Here is a 26583-nt window from a genome sequence, read left to right as displayed (position 1 = left end):
AGTGTTTACAGTATATCAGATTCATTAAGAAATGTCTCTTGAAGTGTCTTAAATTACGATACCATTATAGAATGCACTATTTCCTTTATCATTGCTCAGAATTTTAAGTGCGTTTGCAACAATATACTGATGTGTATGATCTACCCCACCAGACGAAAATCTTTCATCTGGATTTGTGCCATGCTCAATCGGAACTCCTTCCCCGTAAAGTTCATCAGAACCATTCGCAATATCCTGCACTTTCGTTGGAAGTTCTGGTTGTTCCGCTGCCATAACTGGCATCGTTCCCAATAAAGCCCCCACTGATACCATGGCAATAAATAGTTTCATTTTTTTTCGCATACCCATGCCTCCTCTTCTTTTTTCTTTATTTTACATCCTGCTTCAAGAAAAAACATATAATTTGTTTAGTTTGCATTTTTTATGCCCTGCCTGGACCAATAAAAATGGCACTTATTTTCCATAAGCACCATCTTGTCACACTATATTTCTATCGGAATAATCACAGAAACAGAAAACATATCATCTAAAACACTAAATGATACTTCTCCTCCATAATCTTTCACCACACTTTTAATATTTTTGACACCAAACCCATGATTTTTCTTATCTTCCTTTGATGTTTCCAGTGTTGCATTTTCTCGCAGATAACGTACTTGTGAATCTCTTAGGCTATTTTCACATAAAATTGACAAGAACCCCTTTACTTTTTTAGCCTTTAACTGTACTAAACACTCTACCATAGGATTTTCTTCTTTCATTAACCGGCATTCTCTTAATGCGTTATCTATTGTATTCGAAATTATGACACATAAATCCTCATTTCTTATCTGTCGAAACTCTGTAAAATCGGCAAACACCTTAAATTCAATTCCCTTTTCGATAGCCTCCAATCGTTTCGTATGAAGCAAATTATCAATAAAAGTATTCCCTGATTTATAGTAACTTTGATACTTATTTAATTTACGTTCAATACCATTAATATACTCTATTTTTTGTTCTGGCTCTATATTTTCTTTCAATGCCTCCAAATGATTTTTTATATCATGGGAAAGCCTGCGGATATTTTCCATATCTTTCGATTGTTTCATATAATAATCATACTGCAAGCTCATCTCACTTATTTGAAGCTTTTTTTCATTTTCGATTTTTTTTACATTTAAGTAGTTCTCCAAAATCACTATGTTACAGACAGTTCCTAAAAACATAACAATAGGAACTATTGATATTGTAATAACTGACCATATGTTTCCAATAATTACCTTTTTATCATTATATAGGTTATCGGTACATACTGCCATAACTATAATATTAAGCAATAACGGGATGAAAATTGTCATCACATTAATGCTTGATAAATGCGGTGGAATTCTTTCTATAATTTTCTTTAATGTCAAACATCCGGCAATAATAACACTTTCTGCAATTACCATCATCACCACTTGGTATATTCCTGGTAATTCAGCTAATACTCTATTTCCACTATATGGATATAGGAAAATACTGCTTAGTAATTGCCCTAATAACGAAATAGATAAGAAAATACTGCCTATCAAAATACAATATTTCATATTCCGTTGAAATAAAAAATGTCCTATAAACATGACAATAATCACAATCGTAATATAATTATAAACGATATGTATGGATACCCCATTCTCCATTACCCGCACCAGAAAAATACTTCCAATGCACAAAACATAGGAATACCAATTTTTCTTTCGATACTCTTGATTGTTTTTTCTATCAATCAACAAATATGTAATCAGAAAAATATTAATTATTGAAAAAAGATTCTTTATAATACTCTGTGCATACACACTATACACTTCCTCCCCGTTCTGCCATTTTTTTCATTAGGTTTTGTTTTCTAGACCGTGTAATATAAATTTTAGCTCCGGAATAAAGTGTAGTGGTAAGATCATGTAATGATTCAATACAATCGACATTTACAATAATACCATTATGACAACGTACAAAATAGTATTTTTCCAAGCGTTCTTCTAAATCTCTCATTTTAAAATATCCATCTTCCTGATTTCCATTTCGTAGATGAAATAAAACCTTTCGTTTCACGGTTTCAATGTATTCTATATCGGAAAGAAATAGTTTAAAGTATCCTTTCTCATTCTTTACTGCTATGTATTTTTGCTCATATGACTCTAGTTTTCTTAATGCTCTATTCATTTCACAATTAATCTGTACTTGTGTAATTGGTTTTGTAATAAAATTTTGGACATCATACTTATATCCAACCCCTAAAAATTCATTATGAGATGATACATAAAGAATAATTGATTTTATAGTGGTTCAGTTGTCAAGACAAAAATCTAAGCTTTTTATAATGAACTGATATATGTAACTGGGTAGGGGAGAAAATCCCCCCTTAGGCTGCATGATCATCCAGTAACAGAATCGGATAATAGCAGGATGCCGGTGTTTGATTATTGAGTGCAGAATGACAACGTTCAAAGTTGTAAGTGTGCACATATTTACCGATTGCCTTCCGTGCTTCTCTGATATTGTTATATTGGGTCAGATATGCTTCCTCGTACTTGAAGCTTCGGAACCATCGTTCAATCATGATATTGTCAGCCCACCGGCTTTTACCATCCATGCTTTGACGGATCTGGTTCTCTTTGAGGAAATTCATGTACTCATTGCTTGTAAACTGACAGCCCTGATCTGAATTCAGGATAACAGGTTTTGCCACTATAAACGCCTTTTTTAACGCAGTTATGACCATTCTGGTATCCAGAGTATCATCGACTTCCCAGCCAACGATACAGCGGCTGTACCAGTCAATCACAGCGGTCAGATACAGAAATCCACGCTTAATGGGGATGTATGTAATGTCGATTGACCATGCCTGATTTGGACGGTCGATAACGGCGTTACGTAGCAGATACGGGCAGACTTTAGCCTGTCGCATACGTTTAGAAAGGTTCATTTTTGGATAAATTGGATCAATCCCCATTTCATTCATATAACGGCGCGTTTTCCGGCGACCAACCTGATGCCCACGCTTCTTCAGTTGAGCAGACAGTTGTCGTGCTCCCCAGGCCGGATTATCCGTGTGTAATCGATCTATGATCGATTTGCAATCCAACTCCTCCTGAGATATGGGCATGCCCTTGTAATAAACACTGGTACGATTGATATCAAGAAGTGTAGCTCCTGTTTTAACTGGAAGTTCTTTAGTCTTCAAAAGGTTTTGGACTAAATTTACTCTCGTAGTCAGGTCCAAGTGTTTCTTCAGATTTTTTTTTCAACCAATCCACCTGCATGGTGAGCTGGCCAACTTTTTTCGCATATTCAGCTTTTTCCTTGCGTTCTAAAGCGAGTTTTTCTTTCAGATTATCCTCTCGTGTGTCATTAAAAACCACGGATGCTTTATCGAGGAACTCCTTCTTCCAGTTGCGGAGAAGATTCGGCTGAATATTGTTTTCGGTTGCGATTGTATTTAAGTCTTTTTCTCCTTTGAGCAGTTCAATCACTAATTCTGATTTGAATTTGGCAGAGAAATTTCTTCTTGTTCGAGACATAATAATAATCCTTCTTTCTGTAGTGTTTACAGTATATCAGATTCATTAAGAAATGTCTCTTGAAGTGTCTTAAATTACGATACCATTATATTTTTCATCATGTCTGCGGATAATATCCACCAACTCCATGCCATCCATCGCAGGCATCTCTATATCCAAAAAGAAAATTTGGAATTCTTCTTTTAAAGATTCCATTAACTGCAACGGCTTTGTATATTTTTTTATACAAAAGTCCTTACCATTTTTCTCTGCATAAATTTTTAGCATTTTTTCAACTGTATCTACAAAATATTTTTCATCATCACATATCGCTATTTTTATCACTCATATCACCTATCTGCTTCTTCAGCATATTTTCCATCTGTGCTTCATTTAGCCTTCTTCCCATCAACAATAACGTAGCTTTATTTATCTCATCTAACTTTTGAAAAACATCCCATAATTCTTCAATTTGACTTTTACACAAATCACTATTATCTCCATATACCAAAACATCTATTGGTATGTCAAATATATTTGCCAGTTTCACCAATAAGCTACAGGGAATATTTTCAATATCTGCCTTTTCAATCCTGCTGATTGTCTGTTGACTCGTACCTAACTTTTCGCTTAATTCTTTTTGAGAAATCCCCAATTCCTTTCTCTTTCGCCTAATTATATTCATTTTCACCACCACATCAATATAATAAAACACTTACTACCAGTCACTTCATAAGTTGGTATTTATAATAAAAATAGCGTATTTTTACCCATATTTCAAGTTTTATTTTCAAAAAATTATAATTGAGGAGCATATATCTCCCATAGATTCCTCTTTTTCCTTTCAAAATAACACATATCAGGATTATGTTCACCTACTGTTCCACTATATGCCAAACTGTTCATGATGCAATTTTTGCTTTGGCACTTCACAGCAAAGCTGCATTTTGAACACATATTACCTTCTTTTCCTATTTTCCTCAATCTTTTGATACATTCCTTAGACAATCCATTTTCAACATCTCCAATGCACCCACTATCTTCTAAATTTGCCGCACAACCAAAGATTCTCCCATCCACCTTTATATATATTTGAATAAGACCTACACCACAAAATCCTGATTCTCCATTATTTTCTCCGTATTTCTTCAAATCTAAAATTGGTCCCCAAAGAAATGCTTTTCCTGCTTTTTTCCTTTTTAAATAGTAACGTAATACTTTTTCCCATTCATCAGCCAAACCATCCAACTGATCGGTTGTCCATCTATTCATAACATCAATAGAAGAATCCACTATGCTAAAATTTAGATTTTCAACTAAATGGCAAACAGATTCAAATGTTTCCCCATAATTATTCTGTGTAACAACATGTGCTGCCTGAATATATTGCTTGGTTCTCTTCTCGTATTCTTTGAAATACATACAGTTTTCAATAATATTAGAATAACTTCCAACACCATCAATCCTCTTTCTGTTTTTATTATGGGTTTCCTCATCTCCATCAATACTTACTTTTAAATGAATTCTATATTTAATCAGCCATGCTAAAATCTCATCATTTAAAATAGTTCCATTTGTCGTGATAGAATATGTCACTAAAATATTTCTTTTTAATGCCTGCCCCTCTATATAATCCACCAAATGCTTTAAAAATGAAAGACTTAAGAGTGCCTCTCCACCTACAAAATCCACCCATAATCTTCGATCTCTATGATTTTCCGCATTTAAAAATGCAATTTCCAATCCTTTGTATGCTATCTGTTCGGACATCTTTTGGTTTGTCTTTCTTCCAAGATAACAATATGTACAACGTAAATTACATATTTGGTTTACTTCTAAAGTAATTGTATACATATACTTTCCTCCAAAAAAGAAACCGCACAGACTATCATATCCGATAGGCTACACGGTTCTTTGTTTTAACTAGCTTCATTAATGTATGCCCCTGGAAATGGCCATGGGCAATCAGTTAAACATCTCTGCGTTCTTTCAGAACATCCGGTATAACTTTCTATTTCTTCCTCTGTTAAATCCAGTTCTTTTACGAACTCTTCTGTTGTTTCAGTATTAACCATGTTTTTTCTCCTTTCTGTTTAGTATATGAGGACTATAATCCATTTTTTTCCATACAACAATATTCTTTGTATAAATCAACATATTTTTGACATAGATTTTCAGTTTTCCCATTTTCCCACATATCTAGCTAATGCTCTCATGAACTCTTCTTTCTTATATTTACTTATTGGAATAGTCTTTAACTTCTGAACTTTATCTTTGATTAACACACTATCTTTCTTAACCCCTTCAACATAATCAAAATTGACCATATAACTATTATGACAGCGAAAAAATTGCTTTTTGCTTAAACGCTTCTCCAGTTCACTCATTCTTTGGCTACTTTGCACATCTCCATGAATTGTATGTAAGATCAACAGCTTGTTTTCTGTTTGTATATAGATTATATCGGAAAGTTGCAGCGTAATCAATCCATCGTGACATTTCAAAAATAATTTTTCCTCTGCATTCAACAATTTCTTTTTATATATTTTGTTTAAGATATTCTCAACTTTTCTATACAGTAAAGGTTTTGATAAAAAATCTTCTGCCGCAACTTCAAAGCCTTTCCCTGCATTAGTGATTGTATAATAAGAAGTACAAAAAACGATTGAAACATCAGTATCACTCTTCCGAATCTCCTCTGCTGTTTCAAATCCATCCATTTCAGGCATAGACACATCCAAAAATATAACATCAAACTTTCGTTTCTGATAATTCAATAATAACTGACTGCCACTTCCATACGAAGTAATTTTGACTTCTACATGATTTTCATTTCCATATTTTTCGATATAACTCTCCATTTTTTTATTATAGTCAATAATATCATCACATAATGCCACTTTAATCAACTTATTCCCTGCCTTTCTCGTGTGCTAATAATCGCTGGATCAAAATGTTGATGGTTAATTTATTTTCTTCACACAAATTTCTATATTGTTTTAATAATTTCCATTCTTCCTCTGTTACTTTTTCTATTTGCTCCGTACCATTTTCTTTGCACACTATTCCACATTCTTTTTGGTTCATCTCCATCGAAATTTCCTCCTACTATTTTTTACTATATTAGGGGATTTTAGTTTATCCCGTCTAGTATTCTTGTTTCAATTGCGTTTTTTATTGCCTAATTGGCAATTATAATTATGTAATCCATTTACTAAAAATGGCAGAATATGCTCTAGGGAGGTGTATGGATTATACCGCTACACCTCCTATAATTCTATTCTACATCCCTAAAATACCGTATGCACTTCAACAATTCTGCTGTCAATTCCTGGTACAGATCTTCATCAAAGATTCCATCTACCAAGGCATTTTTAATCAAGAGTGGTCGGTACATTTCAAATATTTCCAGAATAGCATCTTCATCCCCTTGTCTTGCCCGATATAACAATTCTTTAAAATTCATGATTTCTTTCCTCCCATTCTCTTTCGTATTTTGCGGATAGCCCAATAATACGCACCTTTACAGCGTTCTTCCGTCATCTGATTTAAGATGCTCATCTCCTTAAAAGTACGCTCCTCAAAGACATGCTGATAAATAAGCTTCCGTTCTTCTTCCTGCAAAGAAAACATGGCTTCTATAAGGCTTATATCCGTCATTTCGTTCCACTCTGGATATATCCCCTGTGCTTCTTCCATAAGCAGTTGTTCTTTCTGTTCCAATTCCAGCCTTTCCTCTGGAGAAATATCCGCATCTGTATATTCTTTATCTTCCAGATTTTCCTCTGCAAATAATATTTTCTGCTGCTTTTCCAGATACCGAAGTCTTTTTCCCCTTATAGATGCCAGCAAGTAAGCAGTGAAATAATTTCTTGTTTTAGATCCATTATATTTTTGTTCTTCTTTCATTTTCTACCTCCGAAATTTGAAATCAATAAGTTTCCAAATTTCAGAGGTGGAGATCTGCATCTGTGAAGGATATTTTTATTTTGGTAAAAGAAAACGCCGAACCACATTTCTTCTGGCTCGACATCTTTCTTATCCCATGCATCATCCTGCACGGTGACTTCATATATTAACGCATATACTGCATATAAATAACCCTTTTGGCACCCCTGCAAAAGCAAGATTTTTTTGACGAATCATTACACAAGTGCCTTGTCTTTCCTTGCAACATAGATGCTCCTCCCTTGTAGGTTCTCCTGCCCCGCAATTCACATTATATTGCGTATCTTCATGCACTATAATGCGTTTCTCTTACTATCAATCTACGATAAAATAAAACAATAAGTGAGGTGATGCGGATGCTGATGGATACCGTCAAGAAAAAATTAGGCTATATGGTAAGAAGTGAAAGAGAAAGGCGTGGTCTGTCACAATCAAGACTTGCAGAACAAGCCGGTGTGTCCACCCGGACCATTTCTGATATTGAAACCTGTAATGGCAATCCGGAACTTGCAACTTTAATCCCAATCGCTCAATTTCTGAATATTTCAATTGATGCAGCTGTTCAGGATGAACGAAAGGAACCGGACACTACTACTTATCAGATTATGAAAGAACTGCAAAACTGCTCTGAAGACGAGCGGCAAATTGCCCTACGCACCTTGCGTGGGCTTCTTTCTGCATTGAAAGAAAAGGATCCACTCAATTAAGCCTTTTTCTGACAATATCTGACTTTTGATTATACGGATGAAATCTGTGAGAAACCTGTGCGAAATCTGTGGGGTTCCTGTGAATTGGCATAAATGTGCAACAAAAAAGAAGCACTCAAAATCCGATGCTTCTTTTTTCTTTTCTATCTATTTCTAAATGCACTCATTGCATCTCTAACGCTTTTGGCAACTTCAGGTGCAAGGACAAATTCAGATATCTTCTGTTTCTCTATTACATCTTCCTCTGTTTCTTCTTCCACTTGAACATTCTCCTGTTTTGAAAAATAATTCTGCATTGCTTTTTCCACTTCTTGCTTTACCAATTCCAACATCATAATCTGCAAAGCTTCTTGGTTCAATACAGCCCCTTTTTCTGTACTGCCGCCATCTATATGAGCAACCACTGCTGATGCGATTAAGTCGGCTTTATCCCTTACGGAATTTAAAATCTCTGCCGCACATACATGTGTCGGCTTTGTTTTATCAAATCCAAGTGTGAATTTATAGGGATTCTTTTTCTCCACATTTATCACACTCCTCTACATAATCTGAAACAGTCTGTCATATCCTTTGGCATTGGCAGAAATATCCTCAATAAAGGTATATTTCCCCAGACGGTCCGATTGTTCCAGAAAATGGCTCAATAGCTTTGCCCCGCCTCCAATAAATACCGTATATGCTGCTTTGGTATCTATGCCTCTTTCTCGAATACTGTTCAGCAGATCCTTTACAAAATCCTGCACCATACCTTCTGTCATACGGACTACAGCCTCTTCATAAAACTCTGTGTTTCCCTGAAGGATACTGTCAATATCACTTTCCTCTAACAAAATATCATATTCACTGTTAATCCCGGAAATAATCTTGTTATACATGGTAATCACACCTTTTTCCATAGAATCACAGGCTTCCATATCCGGATTACCTTTCCGCATCAGCAGATAGTCTGTAGTAAATCCTCCTATATCAATTCCTACTACTTTGGGAATCTGCTGCAGCTTTTCAATCATAGTCATCATAGCCGCATAGTCCTGTGGAAATGCCATTACCTCTCCAATGGTGATATGATATGTCCTACCACAGTAATTGATATCATGGATTTTCCCTTGTCTTTTAAAATATGCTTCATACCGTTCACAAAGTTCTGCATAATGCTTGGGTGGCAGCCCAATCGGAAGATCCACCTGAATGACATCCTCCGGCTGAATTTGAGGGTTTTCCTCCAGCTCTTTTACGATTGCAAATAGAGTAAGGATAAAAAATCGATCATCCTGCGTTTTATCTCTTTGATAAGGAATCCTATTTTCACTCAGCACATAATACTTTCCCTCATAGAACAGGAACTTTTCCCCTCTGGCAGGCTTTTTATCCTGAATGGTAAGCCCTGTCGTAAATACCTGGGAACAGGTTTTCATATTTCTATTGCCATGGTCTACCGCAATCCGAACTTTTTTTATCATAAAATCATCTCTCCTTTTTTTCTTTATACTTCTCTTGTACGCAGAGCTTCCGTACAAAGCAACTTTTTTTCAAAAAAATATCCTGTCTGCAGCATTTTGCTACAGACAGATGCTTTCTTCCTATATAATAATTTTTAACATTTATCTTTAAACCACCATATATTTCCAGTCCTCATTCGAATTATTTCTCTTTATAAAAAATTAATCTGTTCTGCCTTTTGAGGCAAAATCTTTTTAAACAGTTCCATATAGCGTTCGTATCCGGCTGTAATCAATGGACCACGAAGTGATGTTTCTGACCAAAGTAGCAGTTCTTCTTCCTCTGAATAATACGGAATATTACTAACTGTAAATTTCCCGCCAAAATAATGGGGTGTACTGACTTTCAAAAAATCCTGCATATCCTGCTTTGTCGATACCAGTGGCAAACCTTTCATTTTTCGCACAAAAAAAGCCTCTACCACATCGGGTAAGAAGCCTTTCTTTAAATAAGCATTTGCTCTGCCAAATATTTGGGTTGAACACTCCAGCCGTACTTCTCTTTCTTTTTCGCTGCAAGTTGTATCCAGCACAACCTCTGCCAATGCCTTTGCATATTCAAAATCTAACATCTGTTATTCCTCCATTTTTATTTTCTGTTTCAGTTTTCCATGTACTAAATAGCGATAATCCTTTCGGGTATTTACACAAGTTGATAAGGTCACTACCTGATCCTCCTCGGTAACTGTCATCCCTGTGTTATACTCAGCACTTCTTTGTAGTGTTTCCAGAAAAACTTCATAGTCCTCAGAAGTAGGAAAATCATAAGTATATGCTGGATGATCCGTCGGTGCTGCATAACAGGAAAAAATCTGATACTCATAAATATATCCTGGCACATACATATAAAAACAGGGATAGTTTCGATAAAGTGCCTGTGACTGATACTGATCCAGGGTTCCAAACATGCTCCCATCCTTCATATTATGCCCATAGATAATGGAATTTCTGTCTGATAAATTCTCCTGGTTGTGAAAGTCCATAAAAATACTGCCACTTTTATGATTTTCTCCCGTAATCAGGTGATGCAGATAATAGTCATTATCCCTCCCCTGGACTACCGGATAACTAATTTCCAAACCAGGAATCTCAATCCATGCAATGACATCTGGATTGATTTCTTCCAGCTTGTTAAAATCCACCTGTAGGACTCCCTGCTCTGCGACCTCCTCTGGTGTTTCCCCTGGAACCGCTTCTGGTGACAGGTCTTGATCCTCTATCTTTTGTGTAAACCCTTCCATCTGCTCATAGACTTTTTGACTTTCCTGATAATTCAAATAAATTTGCAGTATCCTTCCTCCTGCAAATAAAAAAACAGCAATGGCTACAAGCATAAATATACCGTAAATTTTCTTTCGTTTCATCGAATCCTCCTCTTCCATAAGACCGGACAACTTGCCCGGTCCATATTCACCCTGTATTTTTCAATACATAGTAATAATCATCAATTCCTTTGATCTGTCCATTCCACTCACCATAAGGATCCATGTCCCAAACCATACGGCTCATGGAAATAGACAATCCACTACAGATTTCATACACCTTTCTACAAGCGTTCTGTAGAATCTGCCGTTTCTGCATCTTATGCGGACAATAAAAAGTGGCTGATTTACGTTGACAGGCATCACATTTTTCGGAATCCCCGTCACAATATACCTTCATTTTTTTATCCATATCATACGCTTCATATAGGTGCTGCAGATGCCTGCTTTTCAACATTTCCAAAACTGGCTTTAAATTTCTGTATTGATTCACACCTGCAACACAAATGAACGTATCCCCTGATAAATAGTGAGCTATCGTGCCTTTTAATGCGCCTTCTGTTAAATAGATCTGTTCTGCGTCCAGGTTTCCTATGACATGTACCGGACTTCCTGATGATACTCCATTTTTAAATTTCACACTGGAAAGCCAGATATACTTCCGTCCCTCCATTACCTGATCCAACCGAATCTGAAATCCTTGTATTTTTCCTTCCGGGGATTGAATTGGTATTAAAATCCCGGAATTTTTAGAACTAAAATTAATTGTCCATTTCCCATCTTGATCTTCATAAAATCCAGGCACACCTTTTACTGTCTGTCCGGATTCCAACAGTTTCTGTACCATATTTTTAATTCCAAACAACGGTACACTACGATACCTCTGTATCTCGATCTGTTCTTCCGTCAGCCCTCTTTTTTTAAGATCCTCCTGGTGTTTATCATTTAATGTCAATAAGGACAACATCTCCTGATATGTTCGGTCAATGACATCTGCATCTGCCAACTCGGCATTGAAAATTACTACAGGCTCTTTTTTAGGAGCTACCTGATAATTTGTTCTGTACTCTCCCTTTCCCAGAGCTTCCCGGATTTGCCGATTTGCCTCTGCGCTGGAAACACCATGCAGTCTTCCGTATAATTCCAGCATTCCGCCGGAAGCATCACACCGATTACACCGAAACACATTTTTCTGAAGATTAACATTCATTTTTCCTTTTGTTTCTCCACAAAATGGACAATTCACATCCATCGATGAAGAATTCTTATGCCGTACTCTAAGCTGCAGTAAATGTACAACATCTGTGATATCGTAGTTAAAGCCTGACATATCATACACTCTATGGCTCCTCCTTTCTTCCACAGCCAATAAAGGCTGTGGAAAGAATGATGATCACCGGCTATTTGTTATGCTTTTGCAAGAATTACTCTGGCTGCTGCCGGTATAAAATGGTTCTGTCCATGATACTGCTCTGCGAACCATTGCAAGCTGGAAGGACTTTCCATCGCAACCTGCCCCATAGTTTTTCCGCTAAATTTTCCTTTTCCTGTTATGGCAACTTGGATTGCCTGCTCATAACTCATCCATTTCACCAGTTCTTCCACCGGCATATTGGGAGCCAGAGATTGCGGCTTAGATGGCATCTGCTGCTGGTGAGGTATCTGCTGCATAGTTGGTGCAACACCACCACTTGCCGAACTCATTACCGGATTAGTCATCTGTCCACTCCCCGTTGCCCTGCTAATTGTATTTCCATTCGCTTGTGCTTCCTGGTAAAACTGCTCCATCATCTGCTGTCCTGGCATTGCTTGCGTCTGAAATGCTGGCATCGCCCCTGCCGGCTGATTCGGTGTCTGTTGCATTGCAGGTGCCGGATTTTGTGCCGGCATCGCAGCCTGCATCGAAGTTCCCTGGTTTACAGGAATTCCTGCATCTACCTGCATGGGATCATTACCTTCCCCTACATCAGCAAATTGCAGACCATATCCCGCATCTGCCAAAGCTCGCCCAATCGCTGCGGTTTCTGCCATTTCAAGAAATTTATCTCCAAACTGTGTATCTGTTGTACGAAATTTCTGCGAAAAGGAATTGGCAATATAATTATTCTCCTGATCACACTTATCCAGATAAATCCTGGCTTCTACAACTGCCATATTTTCTGTAAAATGAACAATCCGGCTGATAATCTTGCCTGTAGGATTTACCAGACGGAACCACAGCTTCCGATATTTCACATCCAGATACCGTTGTTCCTCCTGCCCTTCATTAGAAATAACTCTGGCAAGTTCCAGAGGATAAAATCCTTCCACTTTATTCAGTTCTTCTACTGCTTTTGACTTGTTATATAATAATTCGCTCATTGCCTGCTCCTTTCTTTGGAACCGGCAGGACATCCCTTTATAAAGTAATAACCTGCCAATTCTCAACATTGAACTATTTTGCTATTTTTTTACACAGCCCGGTTGCAAATTGTTGTCGGGATCTGTCTATTACTCTGTGGCTGATACCGTTCACAATACTGTTGTATTTTTGCCGCCAGCATCGTCTTTCTGGTACCTGTATCATCTGTATGAATTGCCTGACAAACAGCTTTCCATTCCCCAACAATATAAACGCGCAGCTTCGCCCTGGTAATCCCTGTATAAAAAATATTCCGCTTCAGCATGGGATAAAAAGCTTTTAGCCACGGAATGATAACCACGTGGCACTCACTTCCCTGGCTTTTGTGTATGGTTATGGCATTTGCATGTTCCATCATCTCCACCTGCTCTGCCTCATACTTCACCCTGCGTCCGTCTGTAAATACGATTTGAACTATTGGGTTGTTATCCTCATCCTCAGAAATCTGTACCAAAGTACCTAAATCTCCATTACTGGCAACTTCTGTATTTTTGTTTTGAAGGATTCGGTCACCTTCTCGGAATATCTCACCGCCAAGATGAAGCTCTTGTTTCCCGGATACAGGAGGATTTACATCATCCTGCAGACTGCGGTTCAGTTCCAAGACACCGGCTGCACTTCGCACTTTGTATGGAGAAAGTATCTGTACCTGCTCCATACCATACACCTGAATTTCCTTGAGATAAATATTCTTAACAATTTGTGCTGCTGCATCTGCTCCTGAACATTCAATCATCTGGAAATCATCTCCCCATTGCAGATTTGTTTTTCCTTCGTTGATAAGCTGGGCATTTATGGGGATATTGCTGTCCTTCCCCTGACGATAGACCAGATTTAAAACAGTAACCGGTATTTTCCCACACAAAATAAGCTGACGGAACACATCTCCTGCTCCTACAGAAGGAAGCTGGTGGACATCTCCGACCAAAAGCACTCTGGCTCCTGCTTTTACCTTGTAAAAAAATTCATAGGCAAGGTGCATATCTACCATAGATACCTCATCCACATTAATAAAATCTGCGGACAATTCATCTATAAGTGCTTCATAATCTCCGTCACCAAAAAGCCCCAGTGCCATGTGCATCGTAGTTGCATCCCCACTTCCGGTACTCTCTGCCATTCGCCTTGCGGCACGACCAGTTGGTGCCATCAGTTGGACTTTATTCCCGCATTTTTTCTGATAGATATACAAAATGACCTTTAAAACCGTTGTTTTACCGGTTCCAGGTCCTCCAGTAATAATGCTGATCGGGTTTGCAAAAACCATACGTACTGCTTCTTTCTGCTGTTCGGATAATGTTATGTTTAAATCTTTCTGTGCTTCCTCCAGTTCCTTTTCAATCGTAAGAACTGGAATTCGCTCATACAATTTTCTTGCAATCATAGAAGCAGTGTCATCTTCTTCCTGATACTGTTTGGTAATGTAAATCCTATTTTCTTCTACCACGATACTGTCTTGCATAACCAGACGATAGATCACTTTTAAAATTTCTGTTTCTGTCACCGGCTGAAGATCCGGTTCTTTATTTAGAACTTTCAAGGCATCTTTTACCAGAATTTCCTGCTCCAGATACAAATGTCCGTTTTGCTTCATGGCTTCCCGCAACACATAACTGACACAGCCGGAAATGCGCATAGGATCATTCGTTGCAGCACAACACTGCCTTGCAATGGCATCCACAGTGAGAAAACCAAACCCCTTAACAGCACAAAGGATATAAGGCTGCTTCCGAATGATTTCTACGGATTGATCCCGAAACTTCTGAAGAATCATATTTGCTTTTTTAGGAGTAACATGAAATGGTGATAAAAAGGTCATCAATTCCCGGAATACTTTATTTTTTCCAAAGGAATCCACAATACGGTCCAGTTTTTGCTGAGATATCCCCTGAATTTTTAATAATTCCTGTGGATATTTTTCCATCACCTCTAAGGTATCCAGACCAAAACGATTGACAATCCTTTCTGCCGTTTTGGGACCAATTCCTTTTAAAGAACCACAAGAAAGGTATCCTAAGATACCTTCCCTTGTTCTAGGTACAACCTCTAAAAAAGTTTCCACCTTGTATTGTGTCCCATAGGAACTTGTTTCCCACTCGCCTTCCATCTCAATTTCGATCTCATCCGTAAGCGGAAGGTCATATCCTTTGGCAGTAAACGCAATGATTTTTTTCTCTGCCCAAAACTTATCCCTGGCAGAAAGAGGAACTTCCTGATTCAGTGTGGAAAATAATGCAACCGTATATCCGTTTTCCTCATTTTGAAAAATCTTACGTATATATTTGCACCTCATCGTCTATGTCCCTCCAGTTCTCTACTTTCATCAATTCCCCTGGTTTCATCTTGGAGTCATACCAATAAATATCCTTTCCTTTTACAAATGCTGTCTGAATCTCGCTTCTCATTCCCTCGCTGATATGTGAACCACAAATGATCAATACTTCACATAAATCCAACATCAAAACTGCAATCTGCATTGCAGTTTCCCGTTCTTCCGGGATACGGTCATCTAACATTAATGGAAGATGAGCATGTGAAGCAAAAGTACGGCAATGATACAGCCTTTTCATCTGCATGAGATAGTATTTTGCCAGTTCCATATTATGCTGCACTCCCTCTGGATTCGGGGCAGACAGCGGAGAACAGATATATGCCTTTTTTCCTTGTAACATTATGCAACCTCCTTTTTAATCCGGAAAATCCTGCTTTCTGTAGTACTTGTGTATTCTTCGTAGATATCCGGATGCTGATTTTTCAGTTTCTCCATATTTTCTTTTCCAATCTGGGTGCGTATCGTAGGATTATAAGTAATCCGGTAACGGAAACTCCCATCCTCGATCACTGCCTTACACCCTTGTCCAAGAAGCTCGACAAACGGTACGCTCAATGCACGTTGTTCCGCTTCAATCTCCTTTTTTCTTTTTTCCAATTGGGATTTTTCTTCAGATAATTTAAGATATTTTTCAAGACTGCGTGATTCCAAGCTAGATATGCTGATTTCAGGAATTGATTTGTCTGCGTAACCCTTATATTTCCGGATACTAGCCAAAATGAGATCTGGCTTCCCGGAATACGGTGGTTCTATTTTCTTCTCCACATATTCTTCCCAGAAGTATTTCTCCTGTTCAATAAGTTCTTCTTCCTCCATTCTATCCCGTTCCAGACACCGATAAACAAATTCATTTTCATTGTTTCCATAAAGGCAGGCAATATATGCTTTATTCATATTCATGACTGCAAGATAATGACGAACCTGCAAAACATAGTTTTCAGGAATCCCATCATCTGCCCATTTGTCTTTTGCATTGTAATTGCAGGTCTTACATTCCAAAATTCCAATGCTTCCATCTGGGAAACGGATAAAGTAATCCACATCCGCCAACATAAACGGATATAGCGGATGCCGGAACATTTTTCGTACAGGGAAAACTTCAAGCCCCGTCTTCTTTGCAAAAATCATGGCAACCAAATCTTCCAGGCGGTGTCCCACTTCTTTCGCTACCCAGTTTTCTTCCTCTTCTTCGATTACTGGCGTAACACCAATTTTATCGAAATACAAATCCCTGATTGTCGCAAATGGGGATAAGCCCATGATTGCCGCTGCATCGCTTCCTCCAATGCCAAGGCGCCGGTAATCCAACCACTCTTCTCGGCTCAAATCTGCTGTATCAACAAGAACTTCCGGCTGATAATTTAATGCTGTATTCATCTCATTTCCTCCTTATAATTTAATCGTTCCATATACATCAAACCCTTTCCAGTCAAAGACCAGTGTTTTTGCAATGTCTTCTTCCAATTTTAAAATCCGTGGTGCAGAAAACCCTTCACAAGCAGCAAAGAAAGCAGCTTCGTGCATGGCAAAATAAAGGTCATGAGCGGTACATGGTTCTTCTCCATATTGTCCCACAAAAAGATCTACTACTTCATTTCGGATTTTCTGATTGATTTTAAGTTCCTTCATAATCAGATGCAGGCAGTTTACAGGGTTTTGGATATCTATATCCATCAAACCAACAATTCCTTTAACTGCTTCCTGATAACGGGAAAAAATTTTGTCCAGATTATTCCGGAAATCCTGTAAGGTCGCCCCTCTATCATGGGACAGTTTGATAGGACTTCCCAGGTTAATGACACGGTTACTGGTTTGCGAGAGCATCATGGGATACAGATTCACACCACTTACTGCTACATCAGAAGTAGTCAGGCGCAGTGCAGGAGCTAGGCTCTTATCCTCAATTCCATGATCTTCCAAAGCCTGGTGATAAGTATCCAAAAGTTCCTGATTTCCTCCTAAAGTCCACATAGCAGACACAATGGAATGGTCAAAACTTCCAGAACCCTCCAGATAAGTACTTCCCTTAAAATGTGCTTTCAGATAATCACTTGTCATATTGAAGATTGTCTGCATATCCAGTACACAGTAATCATGATCATCACCGCCATGTACTGCAGATACTTTTCCATCTGCCACCTTGATTAAGGCATCTCCTTTCGCTACCTGAAGACAGTAGTTTACTACCTTTGCATAAGTAGCTTTCTCCAGTTTCTTTAATCCTGTTCCATTAATGCCGGCTCTTTTCAGAATTGTATGGATAGCACAGTCACGAACCGGATAAAAATCCTTGTTCACTTTTAATACCAACTGGGTATTCTTTTCTGTATCCTCTACTATTCCTTCCAGTTCTTTTTCACAGGCTTCTTCAATGGTTTCTGCCTCCTTTTCCAATGGAACCAGTTTTAGCATCCTGGTAGGCTTACGAATCCACTTGGACTGCTTTGCCCTCTCAGCCAGAAATTCCAGCATCTCCGTTGTACTTGCAAATGTAGTGCAAAACTCATCTGCATAAATCTTTGTTTCTTTCATGTGTGTACCACCTTTCTTAAATTTATTTATCCATAAACAGCCAAAGCTGATTGTGGCAATCCTGCCTTTCATTAGGGCATAAAAAAAGAATGAAAAGTGAAGTATTCCTTCGCTATCCATTCTCATATCCCTGATAATATTACCGAAAAAACAAAAGTGCCGCTATTGCCCCATAAGGACAGATAGTGACACTTTATACAATCATAAACAACTTATGCGGAATAAGCAGCCTTACTGCTCTCCTTGAGTCTTCGGATTTATACAAATCCAAAACTCCCCCTATGGGTACGCATAAAATTAACTATAGCAGTATAGTAGCACATGATATAGTATATGTCAATCTTCATGCACAATATATTGTATGTTTTTAAATACTATGCTTTGCATATATGACTTCAATTAGAATATTGAAATATCACGTATCCCATCTCTCTTTTTTCAAGTTTATAGAAAAATTTTTAATAAAAAGTACATAATCTGTTCAATCTGAAAAAATCTCAGTTAATTACTTAATGAAATTGTTAAGACAAAACCAAGTCTTACGCTATTGTACCTTGATAATTTTATACCTTATCAGGAAATGTATATAGGTGCTGCAGATAGTGTCGCATAAATGCACGCCTGCAGCTTGATGATTACATAGTAACACCTCATACGTGCATGAAACATGGCATAGGAAACGGTTTCCTGATATGTCTACTCTTTCATTAATCTAATTTATAGAGGTGATTATATTGAGTGAAACAGACAATCTCTTTAAAGCATACTCCGTTCAGGAGATAGCATCCATGCTCGGCATTGGAAAAACAAAAACCAGGGAACTTCTTGACAGTGGAATTCTTCCCGTTACAAAAGTTGGGCGGCAATATTTTACTTCACCAGCTTCTATTCAGGAGTTTCTCAAGAAAAACATAGGAAAGCAAATATTCTTTTAGGCCCTTTAGAAAGTTATTGTCAATCAGGCTTGGCTATATTAAAATAGACCTTATACCTGATTTGGCATGAATATCTCATTAAAGAAAGGGAACTATTCATGGCGAGAACAACGAAAGGTACACAACAAAAAAGAAGATCCAAAGGGGATGGATCACTATTTCCAAATAAGAGAGGAGGATGGACTGCCCGATATAGAAAAAAAGGGCTACCGGACAAGGAGTTTAATGCTCCTACCAAAGGAGAAGCGAAAGCATTATTAGATGACTGGAAGATAAAAGTGGCAATACAAGACGCAATTACTTCAAACATCAAAGTACAGGACTATGCGAACAAATACTTATTCCGCAAAAGTCTCATGGTTGAAGCTGGCAAATTCAAACAAACCAGCCTAGATCGATTAGAAAAAACATACGAAAATCATTTAAAAGATACGGATGCTTTTAGCAAAACATTTTCTAATCTGACTGCTGATGATATTACAGCAACGATTAATGCCAAAAAGGAAATCCTGAGTTATTCATCATTAAAGAAAATTTACTTATTTTGGTCTGCAATGATTAAAACAGCAATTTCTCTCGGCGAACTGCCAAAAAACTTTTCTGATATTTTAAATCGGGTGATAATGCCGGAAGAATCCGTTCTTCCTGTAGAAACAAAGGAAATCTCAATCATCCCACCAGAACATGAGCAGATCATAAAAGAAATTGCAATGGAACCCAGTCCAAATAAAAATGAACGCTATTTGTATAGATATGGTCCTGCCATTGTATTCCTTTTAAACACAGGTTTACGTGGTGGTGAATTGCTTGCATTAGGTCAATCTTCTATCGTGCCCTTTTTAGGACGGCGTGGCATTAAAATCACACATACGCTTAGCAGGGTTAAAAACAGAGAGGCCGGTTCCAAAAAAAAGACTAAAATGATTTTGACTCCTCCAAAATACCCAAATAGTTTACGGACTATTCCATTAAACAAGGAAGCTGAATTTTCACTATCATGTATGATGGAGCTATACGATAAAAATCGGGTTTTTCCAGATTTGATATTATCTACGCAAAATGGTGTCAGCCCTACAATCCAAAATTTAGCCAATACGCTAAAGAAAATTTGTAAGCGTGCTGAGATTCCAGAATATAATCTTCATGCACTACGGCACACTTTTGCAACAAATCTGATCCGGCAGACTCACAATATGGGAGAAATAAAGGAAGCTGCTGAAATCATTGGCGATAACTATGAGGTGATCATGCGTACTTATGTTCATACAGACAGTGAACGTAAGGTAAGTTTAATTGATGCTATGATTGCATAAATCATCCGCTTAACAGAGGTAATGGTTGTCTACAGTATGATGGCACAGGCTGTAACAACCAAAATTCTGCCACCTTATCGTCCACCTTACGAAACGATTTTACTTGATTTTATAAGGTTTTTAACGGTTTTTGGCGGACATATCTATAAATATTAAAGCATGAAAACTTATATTTTAGAATTAATTTTTTAAAAAAGGGAATTGGATTATGGAAAAATGGACTTGTAGAAAAAATTGTGAACTTTTTCTTTCCTATAATTTTGCCACCTTATTTTTTTAGACAGAATTATAGGATTTTGAAAAAAGAAAAAGCCTCGAAAACCTTGATTTTCTGGGCTTTTTAAGAGGCGCAGACCGGATTTGAACCGGTGAATACTGGTGTTGCAGACCATTGCCTTACCACTTGGCTACTGCGCCGTATTTAGTTATTTTGCACAATTATTGGGTTTGTAGCTCCCCCTGTTGGACTCGAACCAACGACACTGCGGTTAACAGCCGCATGCTCTACCGACTGAGCTAAGGAGGAATAGATATATTATTTGACTCCTTAGTTTGTGGTGTTGCAGACCTTTGCCTTACCACTTGGCTATGGCGCCATAACTTATATAATTTATTATATGAGCCAAATGAATCATTTATGCTCAAATGACTCCTACGGGAATCGAACCCGTGTTACCGCCGTGAAAGGGCGATGTCTTAACCGCTTGACCAAGGAGCCTTATTCGTCTTTTCACTTTTAGAAATGATTATTTCTAAACTCCCCAAGTTGGACTCGAACCAACGACAACTCGGTTAACAGCCGAGTGCTCTACCGACTGAGCTATTGAGGATTAACCTAAAGATATTATACCTTCAAAATCACATACAGTCAACTACTTTTCTAAGTTTTTCTCTTCCATCCATTCTCCTATCACCACTTGGTTATGCCCTCGACCGATTAGTAACAGTCAGCTCCATACATTACTGCACTTCCACCTCTGTCCTATCTACCTCGTCGTCTTCAAGGGGTCTTACAACTTGCGTTGGGATATCTCATCTTGAGGGGGGCTTCACGCTTAGATGCCTTCAGCGTTTATCCCGTCCCGGCTTGGCTACTCTGCCATGCACTTGGCAGTGCAACAGATACACCAGCGGCCAGTCCACCCCGGTCCTCTCGTACTAAGGGCAGCTCCTCTCAAATATCCTACGCCCACGCCGGATAGGGACCGAACTGTCTCACGACGTTCTGAACCCAGCTCGCGTACCGCTTTAATGGGCGAACAGCCCAACCCTTGGGACCTACTTCAGCCCCAGGATGCGATGAGCCGACATCGAGGTGCCAAACCACTCCGTCGATGTGAACTCTTGGGAGTGATAAGCCTGTTATCCCCAGGGTAGCTTTTATCCGTTGAGCGATGGCAATCCCACTTTATACCACCGGATCACTAAGTCCTACTTTCGTACCTGCTCCACCCGTCGGTGTCGCAGTCAAGCTCCCTTCTGCCTTTGCACTCTTTGAATGGTTTCCGACCATTCTGAGGGAACCTTTGAGCGCCTCCGATACCCTTTCGGAGGCGACCGCCCCAGTCAAACTCCCCACCTGACATTGTCCCCCAGCCGGGTCACGGCTGCTGGTTAGAAACCCAGTACTGCAAGGGTGGTATCCCAACAGCGACTCTGTATCTACTGGCGTAAATACTTCTCAGTCTCCCACCTATCCTGTACATGCAATACCGAATCCCAGTATCAAGCTGGAGTAAAGCTCCATGGGGTCTTTCCGTCCTGGCGCAGGTAACCAGCATCTTCACTGGTATTTCAATTTCACCGGGTGCATTGTCGAGACAGTGCCCAAATCATTACGCCTTTCGTGCGGGTCGGAACTTACCCGACAAGGAATTTCGCTACCTTAGGACCGTTATAGTTACGGCCGCCGTTTACTGGGGCTTAAGTTCAAAGCTTCGCTTACGCTAACCTCTCCCCTTAACCTTCCAGCACCGGGCAGGCGTCAGCCCATATACTTCACCTTTCGGTTTTGCATAGACCTGTGTTTTTGCTAAACAGTTGCTTGGGCCAATTCTCTGCGGCCAGTTCTCACTGGCACTCCTTCTCCCGAAGTTACGGAGTCATTTTGCCGAGTTCCTTAACAATGCTTCTCCCGTCGGCCTTAGGATTCTCTCCTCATCCACCTGTGTCGGTTTACGGTACGGGTATGATATAAACAATAGCGGCTTTTCTTGACGCATGGCTCACGGGCTTCCCTACTCTCAGTTCGGTCCGCATCACGTCTTCAGATTGAGAAGCGGATTTGCCAACTCCTCTCCTACTTCGCTTGCACCGGGCTTTCCATTCCCGGCTCCCGCTCTCCACACGTGTCCCCACAGTTCTGTTATATCATAGTACAGGAATTTCAACCTGTTGTCCATCGACTACGTCTTTCGACCTCGCCTTAGGCCCCGACTTACCCAGAGCAGATCAGCTTTACTCTGGAAACCTTAGATATTCGGCCGGAAGGATTCCCACCTTCCTCTCGCTACTCATTCCGGCATTCTCTCTTCTTAAAAGTCCACTGCTCCTTCCGGTACAGCTTCTTCCCTTTAAGAATGCTCCTCTACCAATTGATTACTCAATTCCACAGCTTCGGTAGTGTGTTTCAGCCCCGGACATTTTCGGCGCAGGACCTCTCGACTAGTGAGCTATTACGCACTCTTTGAATGTATGGCTGCTTCTGAGCCAACATCCTAGTTGTCTTCGAAATCCCACATCCTTTTCCACTTAACACACATTTTGGGACCTTAGCTGGTGGTCTGGGCTCTTTCCCTTTCGACTATCCAACTTATCTCGTATAGTCTGACTCCCATACATCATCTACGCGGCATTCGGAGTTTGATATTCTTCGGTAAGCTTTGACGCCCCCTAGGAAATTCAGTGCTCTACCTCCGCAAGACTCGTATGAGGCTAGCCCTAAAGCTATTTCGAGGAGAACCAGCTATCTCCGGGTTCGATTGGAATTTCTCCCCTATCCACACCTCATCCCCACCCTTTTCAACGGATGTGGGTTCGGTCCTCCATTGCCTTTTACGGCAACTTCAACCTGGACATGGATAGATCACCCGGTTTCGGGTCTACTCTGACTGACTTCACGCCCTGTTCAGACTTGGTTTCCCTTCGGCTCCAGACCTTCAGTCCTTAACCTTGCCAGCCAGCGTAACTCGCCGGACCGTTCTACAAAAAGTACGCGGTTCATCATATAAAGATGTTCCACAGCTTGTAAACATATGGTTTCAGGTTCTCTTTCACTCCCCTCCCGGGGTCCTTTTCACCTTTCCTTCACAGTACTATGCGCTATCGGTCACTAAGGAGTATTTAGCCTTACGGGGTGGTCCCCGCTCATTCCCACAAGGTTTCTCGTGTCTCGTGGTACTCTGGATCCTGCCGTGCTCGCTCGCCTTTCATGTACGGGGCTTTCACCCTCTCTGGCTGGCTTTCCCAAAACCATTCTACTAGGCTTACTCATCACTTACGCAGTCCGAACCCCGGAATGCACGCATCCCGGTTTGGGCTCTTCCGCTTTCGCTCGCCGCTACTCACAGAATCGATGTTTCTTTCTCTTCCTCCGGCTACTTAGATGTTTCAGTTCACCGGGTTCCCTTCTTAACGTTATGTATTGGCGTTAAGATGACGGAGGTTTGCTCCGCCGGGTTTCCCCATTCAGATATCTCCGGATCATTGGATATTTGCTCCTCCCCGAAGCTTTTCGCAGCTTATCACGTCTTTCATCGGCTCTTAGTGCCAAGGCATCCACCATACGCTCTTTCTAGCATAACCAACTTGCTTCGTCCACGGGTATGGACTCCGCTACACATATCTAGCGTGATATGCGTTGGCAATAGTTTGTTGTTTTTATTCGTTTTCTCGAATCAGTTCTCATTTCTGCTCTTGCAAGCTTCCATGATCACCTCGGATGTCTTGATATTTTTCTTATCATTTCATTTCTGTATGCGATTTTCAAGGTACATATTGACTGTTTTATCAGTCATCAGAAAGCTAAATCTTTTCAGTTTTCTGATCACTGGTAAATCCAGTATCTTTTTTATAAATCTGGCAGCCACCTGCTCTCCCACACCGTCTCCAGTGCAGTACCATCGGCCGCTGAGGTCTTAACCATCGTGTTCGGGATGGGTACGGGTGTTTCCCCTCAGCGCATCGCCACCAGAAGCTTTTCGTTCTTTTCAGAACACTCATAACTAAACAATAGACTTCTTTCAATCCTTACTTCTTTCTTCCTTAGAAAGGAGGTGATCCAGCCGCACCTTCCGATACGGCTACCTTGTTACGACTTCACCCCAGTTATCGGTCCCACCTTCGGCAGCTCCCTCCTTGCGGTTGGGTCACTGACTTCGGGCGTTACTGACTCCCATGGTGTGACGGGCGGTGTGTACAAGACCCGGGAACGTATTCACCGCGACATTCTGATTCGCGATTACTAGCGATTCCAGCTTCATGTAGTCGAGTTGCAGACTACAATCCGAACTGAGACGTTATTTTTGGGATTTGCTCGGCCTCACGACTCTGCTTCCCTTTGTTTACGCCATTGTAGCACGTGTGTAGCCCTGCTCATAAGGGGCATGATGATTTGACGTCATCCCCACCTTCCTCCAGGTTATCCCTGGCAGTCTCTCCAGAGTGCCCGGCCTTGCCGCTGGCTACTGAAGATAGGGGTTGCGCTCGTTGCGGGACTTAACCCAACATCTCACGACACGAGCTGACGACAACCATGCACCACCTGTCTCCTCTGTCCCGAAGGAAAGCTCCGATTAAAGAGCGGTCAGAGGGATGTCAAGAGCAGGTAAGGTTCTTCGCGTTGCTTCGAATTAAACCACATGCTCCACCGCTTGTGCGGGTCCCCGTCAATTCCTTTGAGTTTCATTCTTGCGAACGTACTCCCCAGGTGGACTACTTATTGCGTTGGCTGCGGCACCGAAGAGCTTTGCTCCCCGACACCTAGTAGTCATCGTTTACGGCGTGGACTACCAGGGTATCTAATCCTGTTTGCTCCCCACGCTTTCGAGCCTCAACGTCAGTCATCGTCCAGCAAGCCGCCTTCGCCACTGGTGTTCCTCCTAATATCTACGCATTTCACCGCTACACTAGGAATTCCGCTTGCCTCTCCGACACTCTAGCTGCACAGTTTCCAAAGCAGTCCCGGGGTTGAGCCCCGGGCTTTCACTTCAGACTTGCACTGCCGTCTACGCTCCCTTTACACCCAGTAAATCCGGATAACGCTTGCCCCCTACGTATTACCGCGGCTGCTGGCACGTAGTTAGCCGGGGCTTCTTAGTCAGGTACCGTCATTTTCTTCCCTGCTGATAGAAGTTTACATACCGAAATACTTCATCCTTCACGCGGCGTCGCTGCATCAGGGTTTCCCCCATTGTGCAATATTCCCCACTGCTGCCTCCCGTAGGAGTTTGGGCCGTGTCTCAGTCCCAATGTGGCCGTTCACCCTCTCAGGCCGGCTACTGATCGTCGCCTTGGTGGGCCATTACCCCACCAACTAGCTAATCAGACGCGGGTCCATCTCATACCACCGGAGTTTTTCACACTCGATCATGCGATCACGTGTGCTTATGCGGTATTAGCAGTCATTTCTAACTGTTATCCCCCTGTATGAGGCAGGTTACCCACGCGTTACTCACCCGTCCGCCACTCAGTCACTTGAGCTTCCTTCCGAAGAATTCCATTCAAGTGCTTCGTTCGACTTGCATGTGTTAAGCACGCCGCCAGCGTTCATCCTGAGCCAGGATCAAACTCTCGTTAAAAGTGTTTGTTTCCAGTCAAGAATCACTACTAGCAATCCTATCCCTTTTACTGTTTTTAGGTTGACATTTCTGTCTGTTCTGAAATTTTCTCATTTGTTCGAAATTTTCAGGGTTGTGTTGTCTATTGTTTAATTATCAATGTTCTGTTTTGCTTTTCGCAATCAGCTGTTTTATTTTATCACAGCATTTCTTACTTGTCAAGCACTTTTTTATTTTTATTTTTTCGTTATCACTTGTCGCGACAACTTCTATATCTTATCACTTTATTCTTTCTTTGTCAACAGTTTTTTTATTTTATTTTTCATTTCCTGTTAACTCTGATGAAACATTTC

General features: G+C 40.2%; 26 protein-coding genes, 4 tRNA genes and 3 rRNA genes. 3 read left to right on the top strand and 30 right to left on the bottom strand.

Translation table 11 applies throughout. The features are described from left to right. Positions 1-48 precede the first annotated feature (48 nt). From ACGG81_RS00915 to ACGG81_RS00855, 13 genes are all read right to left on the bottom strand, one after another. Positions 49-342: a hypothetical protein gene (locus ACGG81_RS00915; protein ID WP_390109072.1), complete on the bottom strand. Its 294-nt coding sequence runs from the start codon at positions 340-342 to the stop codon at positions 49-51. Positions 343-482: 140 nt separating this feature from the next. Continuing rightward, positions 483-1820 (bottom strand): sensor histidine kinase, encoded by a 1338-nt coding sequence (locus tag ACGG81_RS00910; RefSeq protein WP_114002298.1) that lies wholly within the window; start codon positions 1818-1820, stop codon positions 483-485. 1 nt (position 1821) lies between these two features. Then, positions 1822-2187, bottom strand: a complete 366-nt coding sequence (locus ACGG81_RS00905) for a LytR/AlgR family response regulator transcription factor (RefSeq protein ID WP_390109068.1) — start codon at positions 2185-2187, stop codon at positions 1822-1824. Between the two features lie 199 nt (positions 2188-2386). Beyond that, the gene (locus ACGG81_RS00900; protein WP_004841748.1) at positions 2387-3208 is read right to left on the bottom strand and encodes an IS3 family transposase; all 822 of its coding nucleotides are present in this window, start codon (positions 3206-3208) and stop codon (positions 2387-2389) included. Beyond that, positions 3198-3545 carry a transposase gene (locus ACGG81_RS00895; RefSeq protein ID WP_004615306.1) on the bottom strand — a complete coding sequence of 116 codons (348 nt, stop codon included), beginning with the start codon at positions 3543-3545 and terminating at the stop codon, positions 3198-3200. The genes ACGG81_RS00900 and ACGG81_RS00895 overlap by 11 nt, the downstream gene beginning before the upstream one ends. A gap of 69 nt (positions 3546-3614) precedes the next feature. Beyond that, the gene (locus ACGG81_RS00890; RefSeq protein ID WP_390109063.1) at positions 3615-3869 is read right to left on the bottom strand and encodes a response regulator; all 255 of its coding nucleotides are present in this window, start codon (positions 3867-3869) and stop codon (positions 3615-3617) included. After that, on the bottom strand, positions 3847-4209 hold the full coding sequence (locus ACGG81_RS00885; protein ID WP_054337521.1) for a helix-turn-helix domain-containing protein: 363 nt from the start codon (positions 4207-4209) through the stop codon (positions 3847-3849). Before ACGG81_RS00885 ends, ACGG81_RS00890 begins: the two co-directional genes overlap by 23 nt. A 113-nt stretch (positions 4210-4322) precedes the next feature. Further along, positions 4323-5378, bottom strand: a complete 1056-nt coding sequence (locus tag ACGG81_RS00880; RefSeq protein WP_054337520.1) for a radical SAM protein — start codon at positions 5376-5378, stop codon at positions 4323-4325. 65 nt (positions 5379-5443) lie between these two features. Beyond that, the gene (locus tag ACGG81_RS00875) at positions 5444-5599 is read right to left on the bottom strand and encodes a hypothetical protein (protein WP_054337519.1); all 156 of its coding nucleotides are present in this window, start codon (positions 5597-5599) and stop codon (positions 5444-5446) included. A gap of 99 nt (positions 5600-5698) precedes the next feature. Further along, positions 5699-6424: a LytTR family DNA-binding domain-containing protein gene (locus ACGG81_RS00870; protein WP_226824573.1), complete on the bottom strand. Its 726-nt coding sequence runs from the start codon at positions 6422-6424 to the stop codon at positions 5699-5701. Between the two features lie 10 nt (positions 6425-6434). Continuing rightward, positions 6435-6617: a hypothetical protein gene (locus ACGG81_RS00865; protein WP_005342250.1), complete on the bottom strand. Its 183-nt coding sequence runs from the start codon at positions 6615-6617 to the stop codon at positions 6435-6437. Positions 6618-6801: 184 nt separating this feature from the next. Beyond that, positions 6802-6990 (bottom strand): helix-turn-helix domain-containing protein, encoded by a 189-nt coding sequence (locus ACGG81_RS00860; RefSeq protein WP_054337518.1) that lies wholly within the window; start codon positions 6988-6990, stop codon positions 6802-6804. Next, positions 6987-7433 (bottom strand): sigma-70 family RNA polymerase sigma factor, encoded by a 447-nt coding sequence (locus ACGG81_RS00855; RefSeq protein ID WP_117843953.1) that lies wholly within the window; start codon positions 7431-7433, stop codon positions 6987-6989. Before ACGG81_RS00855 ends, ACGG81_RS00860 begins: the two co-directional genes overlap by 4 nt. A 395-nt stretch (positions 7434-7828) precedes the next feature. Here ACGG81_RS00855 and ACGG81_RS00850 point away from each other — a divergent pair, with 395 nt between their 5' ends. Beyond that, positions 7829-8179, top strand: coding sequence for a helix-turn-helix domain-containing protein (locus ACGG81_RS00850; protein WP_004223831.1), 351 nt, complete (start codon positions 7829-7831; stop codon positions 8177-8179). Between the two features lie 143 nt (positions 8180-8322). Here the strand turns inward: ACGG81_RS00850 and ACGG81_RS00845 are convergent, their stop codons facing one another. The 10 genes from ACGG81_RS00845 to ACGG81_RS00800 form a co-directional block, all read right to left on the bottom strand. Next, positions 8323-8703, bottom strand: coding sequence for a stage III sporulation protein AF (locus tag ACGG81_RS00845; protein WP_226824567.1), 381 nt, complete (start codon positions 8701-8703; stop codon positions 8323-8325). A 15-nt stretch (positions 8704-8718) separates the two neighbouring features. After that, positions 8719-9639 carry a ParM/StbA family protein gene (locus tag ACGG81_RS00840; RefSeq protein WP_117843951.1) on the bottom strand — a complete coding sequence of 307 codons (921 nt, stop codon included), beginning with the start codon at positions 9637-9639 and terminating at the stop codon, positions 8719-8721. Positions 9640-9830: 191 nt separating this feature from the next. Continuing rightward, the gene (locus ACGG81_RS00835) at positions 9831-10250 is read right to left on the bottom strand and encodes a hypothetical protein (protein ID WP_117843950.1); all 420 of its coding nucleotides are present in this window, start codon (positions 10248-10250) and stop codon (positions 9831-9833) included. 3 nt (positions 10251-10253) lie between these two features. Next, complete coding sequence (srtB, locus tag ACGG81_RS00830) at positions 10254-11042, bottom strand: class B sortase (protein WP_226824566.1); 789 nt, start codon at positions 11040-11042, stop codon at positions 10254-10256. Between the two features lie 46 nt (positions 11043-11088). Beyond that, a complete protein-coding gene (locus tag ACGG81_RS00825) occupies positions 11089-12279 on the bottom strand; it encodes a CHC2 zinc finger domain-containing protein (RefSeq protein ID WP_173684406.1) in 1191 nt (396 codons plus the stop codon). Positions 12280-12347: 68 nt separating this feature from the next. Next, positions 12348-13301, bottom strand: a complete 954-nt coding sequence (locus tag ACGG81_RS00820; RefSeq protein ID WP_173684405.1) for a hypothetical protein — start codon at positions 13299-13301, stop codon at positions 12348-12350. Positions 13302-13390: 89 nt separating this feature from the next. After that, positions 13391-15634, bottom strand: a complete 2244-nt coding sequence (locus ACGG81_RS00815) for an ATP-dependent RecD-like DNA helicase (RefSeq protein WP_025581132.1) — start codon at positions 15632-15634, stop codon at positions 13391-13393. Beyond that, positions 15612-16013 (bottom strand): DUF4406 domain-containing protein, encoded by a 402-nt coding sequence (locus ACGG81_RS00810; RefSeq protein ID WP_117843947.1) that lies wholly within the window; start codon positions 16011-16013, stop codon positions 15612-15614. The genes ACGG81_RS00815 and ACGG81_RS00810 overlap by 23 nt, the downstream gene beginning before the upstream one ends. Then, positions 16013-17050 carry a YqaJ viral recombinase family protein gene (locus ACGG81_RS00805; protein WP_117843946.1) on the bottom strand — a complete coding sequence of 346 codons (1038 nt, stop codon included), beginning with the start codon at positions 17048-17050 and terminating at the stop codon, positions 16013-16015. The genes ACGG81_RS00810 and ACGG81_RS00805 overlap by 1 nt, the downstream gene beginning before the upstream one ends. A 12-nt stretch (positions 17051-17062) precedes the next feature. Next, positions 17063-18205, bottom strand: a complete 1143-nt coding sequence (locus ACGG81_RS00800) for a transposase (RefSeq protein ID WP_117843944.1) — start codon at positions 18203-18205, stop codon at positions 17063-17065. 734 nt (positions 18206-18939) lie between these two features. On the opposite strand from ACGG81_RS00800, the gene ACGG81_RS00795 reads away from it, so the two are divergent. Both ACGG81_RS00795 and ACGG81_RS00790 read left to right on the top strand, forming a co-directional pair. Beyond that, positions 18940-19140 (top strand): helix-turn-helix domain-containing protein, encoded by a 201-nt coding sequence (locus ACGG81_RS00795; protein ID WP_243148421.1) that lies wholly within the window; start codon positions 18940-18942, stop codon positions 19138-19140. A 98-nt stretch (positions 19141-19238) separates the two neighbouring features. Then, positions 19239-20453, top strand: a complete 1215-nt coding sequence (locus ACGG81_RS00790; protein WP_059085258.1) for a site-specific integrase — start codon at positions 19239-19241, stop codon at positions 20451-20453. A gap of 345 nt (positions 20454-20798) precedes the next feature. Here the strand turns inward: ACGG81_RS00790 and ACGG81_RS00785 are convergent. From ACGG81_RS00785 to ACGG81_RS00755, 7 genes are all read right to left on the bottom strand, one after another. Next, positions 20799-20870 (bottom strand) — tRNA-Cys (locus ACGG81_RS00785). Between the two features lie 36 nt (positions 20871-20906). Next, positions 20907-20979 (bottom strand) — tRNA-Asn (locus ACGG81_RS00780). 120 nt (positions 20980-21099) lie between these two features. Continuing rightward, a tRNA-Glu gene (locus ACGG81_RS00775) sits at positions 21100-21171 on the bottom strand. 39 nt (positions 21172-21210) lie between these two features. Next, a tRNA-Asn gene (locus ACGG81_RS00770) sits at positions 21211-21283 on the bottom strand. An 87-nt stretch (positions 21284-21370) separates the two neighbouring features. Continuing rightward, positions 21371-24257: ribosomal RNA gene (locus ACGG81_RS00765) — 23S ribosomal RNA — on the bottom strand. 271 nt (positions 24258-24528) lie between these two features. After that, positions 24529-24646 (bottom strand): 5S ribosomal RNA (gene rrf, locus ACGG81_RS00760). Positions 24647-24720: 74 nt separating this feature from the next. Continuing rightward, positions 24721-26251: ribosomal RNA gene (locus tag ACGG81_RS00755) — 16S ribosomal RNA — on the bottom strand. The 16S, 23S and 5S rRNA genes sit together here with 4 tRNA genes alongside, the layout of an rRNA operon. Between the last annotated feature and the right edge of the window lie 332 nt (positions 26252-26583).

Origin of the sequence: Faecalimonas umbilicata, from assembly GCF_042846195.1 — a bacterium.
Taxonomy (GTDB): Bacteria; Bacillota; Clostridia; order Lachnospirales; family Lachnospiraceae; genus Faecalimonas; species Faecalimonas umbilicata.
This window is presented reverse-complemented; position numbering and strand designations above follow the sequence as displayed.

Bases quoted from the DNA above. Each gene is read 5' to 3' on its own strand.
- ACGG81_RS00915 (WP_390109072.1), bottom strand. From the start codon at position 342: ATGCGAAAAAAAATGAAACTATTTATTGCCATGGTATCAGTGGGGGCT.
- ACGG81_RS00905 (WP_390109068.1), bottom strand. From the start codon at position 2,187: ATGAATAGAGCATTAAGAAAACTAGAGTCATATGAGCAAAAATACATA.
- ACGG81_RS00895 (WP_004615306.1), bottom strand. From the start codon at position 3,545: ATGTCTCGAACAAGAAGAAATTTCTCTGCCAAATTCAAATCAGAATTA.
- ACGG81_RS00885 (WP_054337521.1), bottom strand. From the start codon at position 4,209: ATGAATATAATTAGGCGAAAGAGAAAGGAATTGGGGATTTCTCAAAAA.
- ACGG81_RS00880 (WP_054337520.1), bottom strand. From the start codon at position 5,378: ATGTATACAATTACTTTAGAAGTAAACCAAATATGTAATTTACGTTGT.
- ACGG81_RS00875 (WP_054337519.1), bottom strand. From the start codon at position 5,599: ATGGTTAATACTGAAACAACAGAAGAGTTCGTAAAAGAACTGGATTTA.
- ACGG81_RS00865 (WP_005342250.1), bottom strand. From the start codon at position 6,617: ATGGAGATGAACCAAAAAGAATGTGGAATAGTGTGCAAAGAAAATGGT.
- ACGG81_RS00860 (WP_054337518.1), bottom strand. From the start codon at position 6,990: ATGAATTTTAAAGAATTGTTATATCGGGCAAGACAAGGGGATGAAGAT.
- ACGG81_RS00855 (WP_117843953.1), bottom strand. From the start codon at position 7,433: ATGAAAGAAGAACAAAAATATAATGGATCTAAAACAAGAAATTATTTC.
- ACGG81_RS00850 (WP_004223831.1), top strand. From the start codon at position 7,829: ATGCTGATGGATACCGTCAAGAAAAAATTAGGCTATATGGTAAGAAGT.
- ACGG81_RS00840 (WP_117843951.1), bottom strand. From the start codon at position 9,639: ATGATAAAAAAAGTTCGGATTGCGGTAGACCATGGCAATAGAAATATG.
- ACGG81_RS00835 (WP_117843950.1), bottom strand. From the start codon at position 10,250: ATGTTAGATTTTGAATATGCAAAGGCATTGGCAGAGGTTGTGCTGGAT.
- srtB (WP_226824566.1), bottom strand. From the start codon at position 11,042: ATGAAACGAAAGAAAATTTACGGTATATTTATGCTTGTAGCCATTGCT.
- ACGG81_RS00820 (WP_173684405.1), bottom strand. From the start codon at position 13,301: ATGAGCGAATTATTATATAACAAGTCAAAAGCAGTAGAAGAACTGAAT.
- ACGG81_RS00815 (WP_025581132.1), bottom strand. From the start codon at position 15,634: ATGAGGTGCAAATATATACGTAAGATTTTTCAAAATGAGGAAAACGGA.
- ACGG81_RS00810 (WP_117843947.1), bottom strand. From the start codon at position 16,013: ATGTTACAAGGAAAAAAGGCATATATCTGTTCTCCGCTGTCTGCCCCG.
- ACGG81_RS00805 (WP_117843946.1), bottom strand. From the start codon at position 17,050: ATGAATACAGCATTAAATTATCAGCCGGAAGTTCTTGTTGATACAGCA.
- ACGG81_RS00800 (WP_117843944.1), bottom strand. From the start codon at position 18,205: ATGAAAGAAACAAAGATTTATGCAGATGAGTTTTGCACTACATTTGCA.
- ACGG81_RS00790 (WP_059085258.1), top strand. From the start codon at position 19,239: ATGGCGAGAACAACGAAAGGTACACAACAAAAAAGAAGATCCAAAGGG.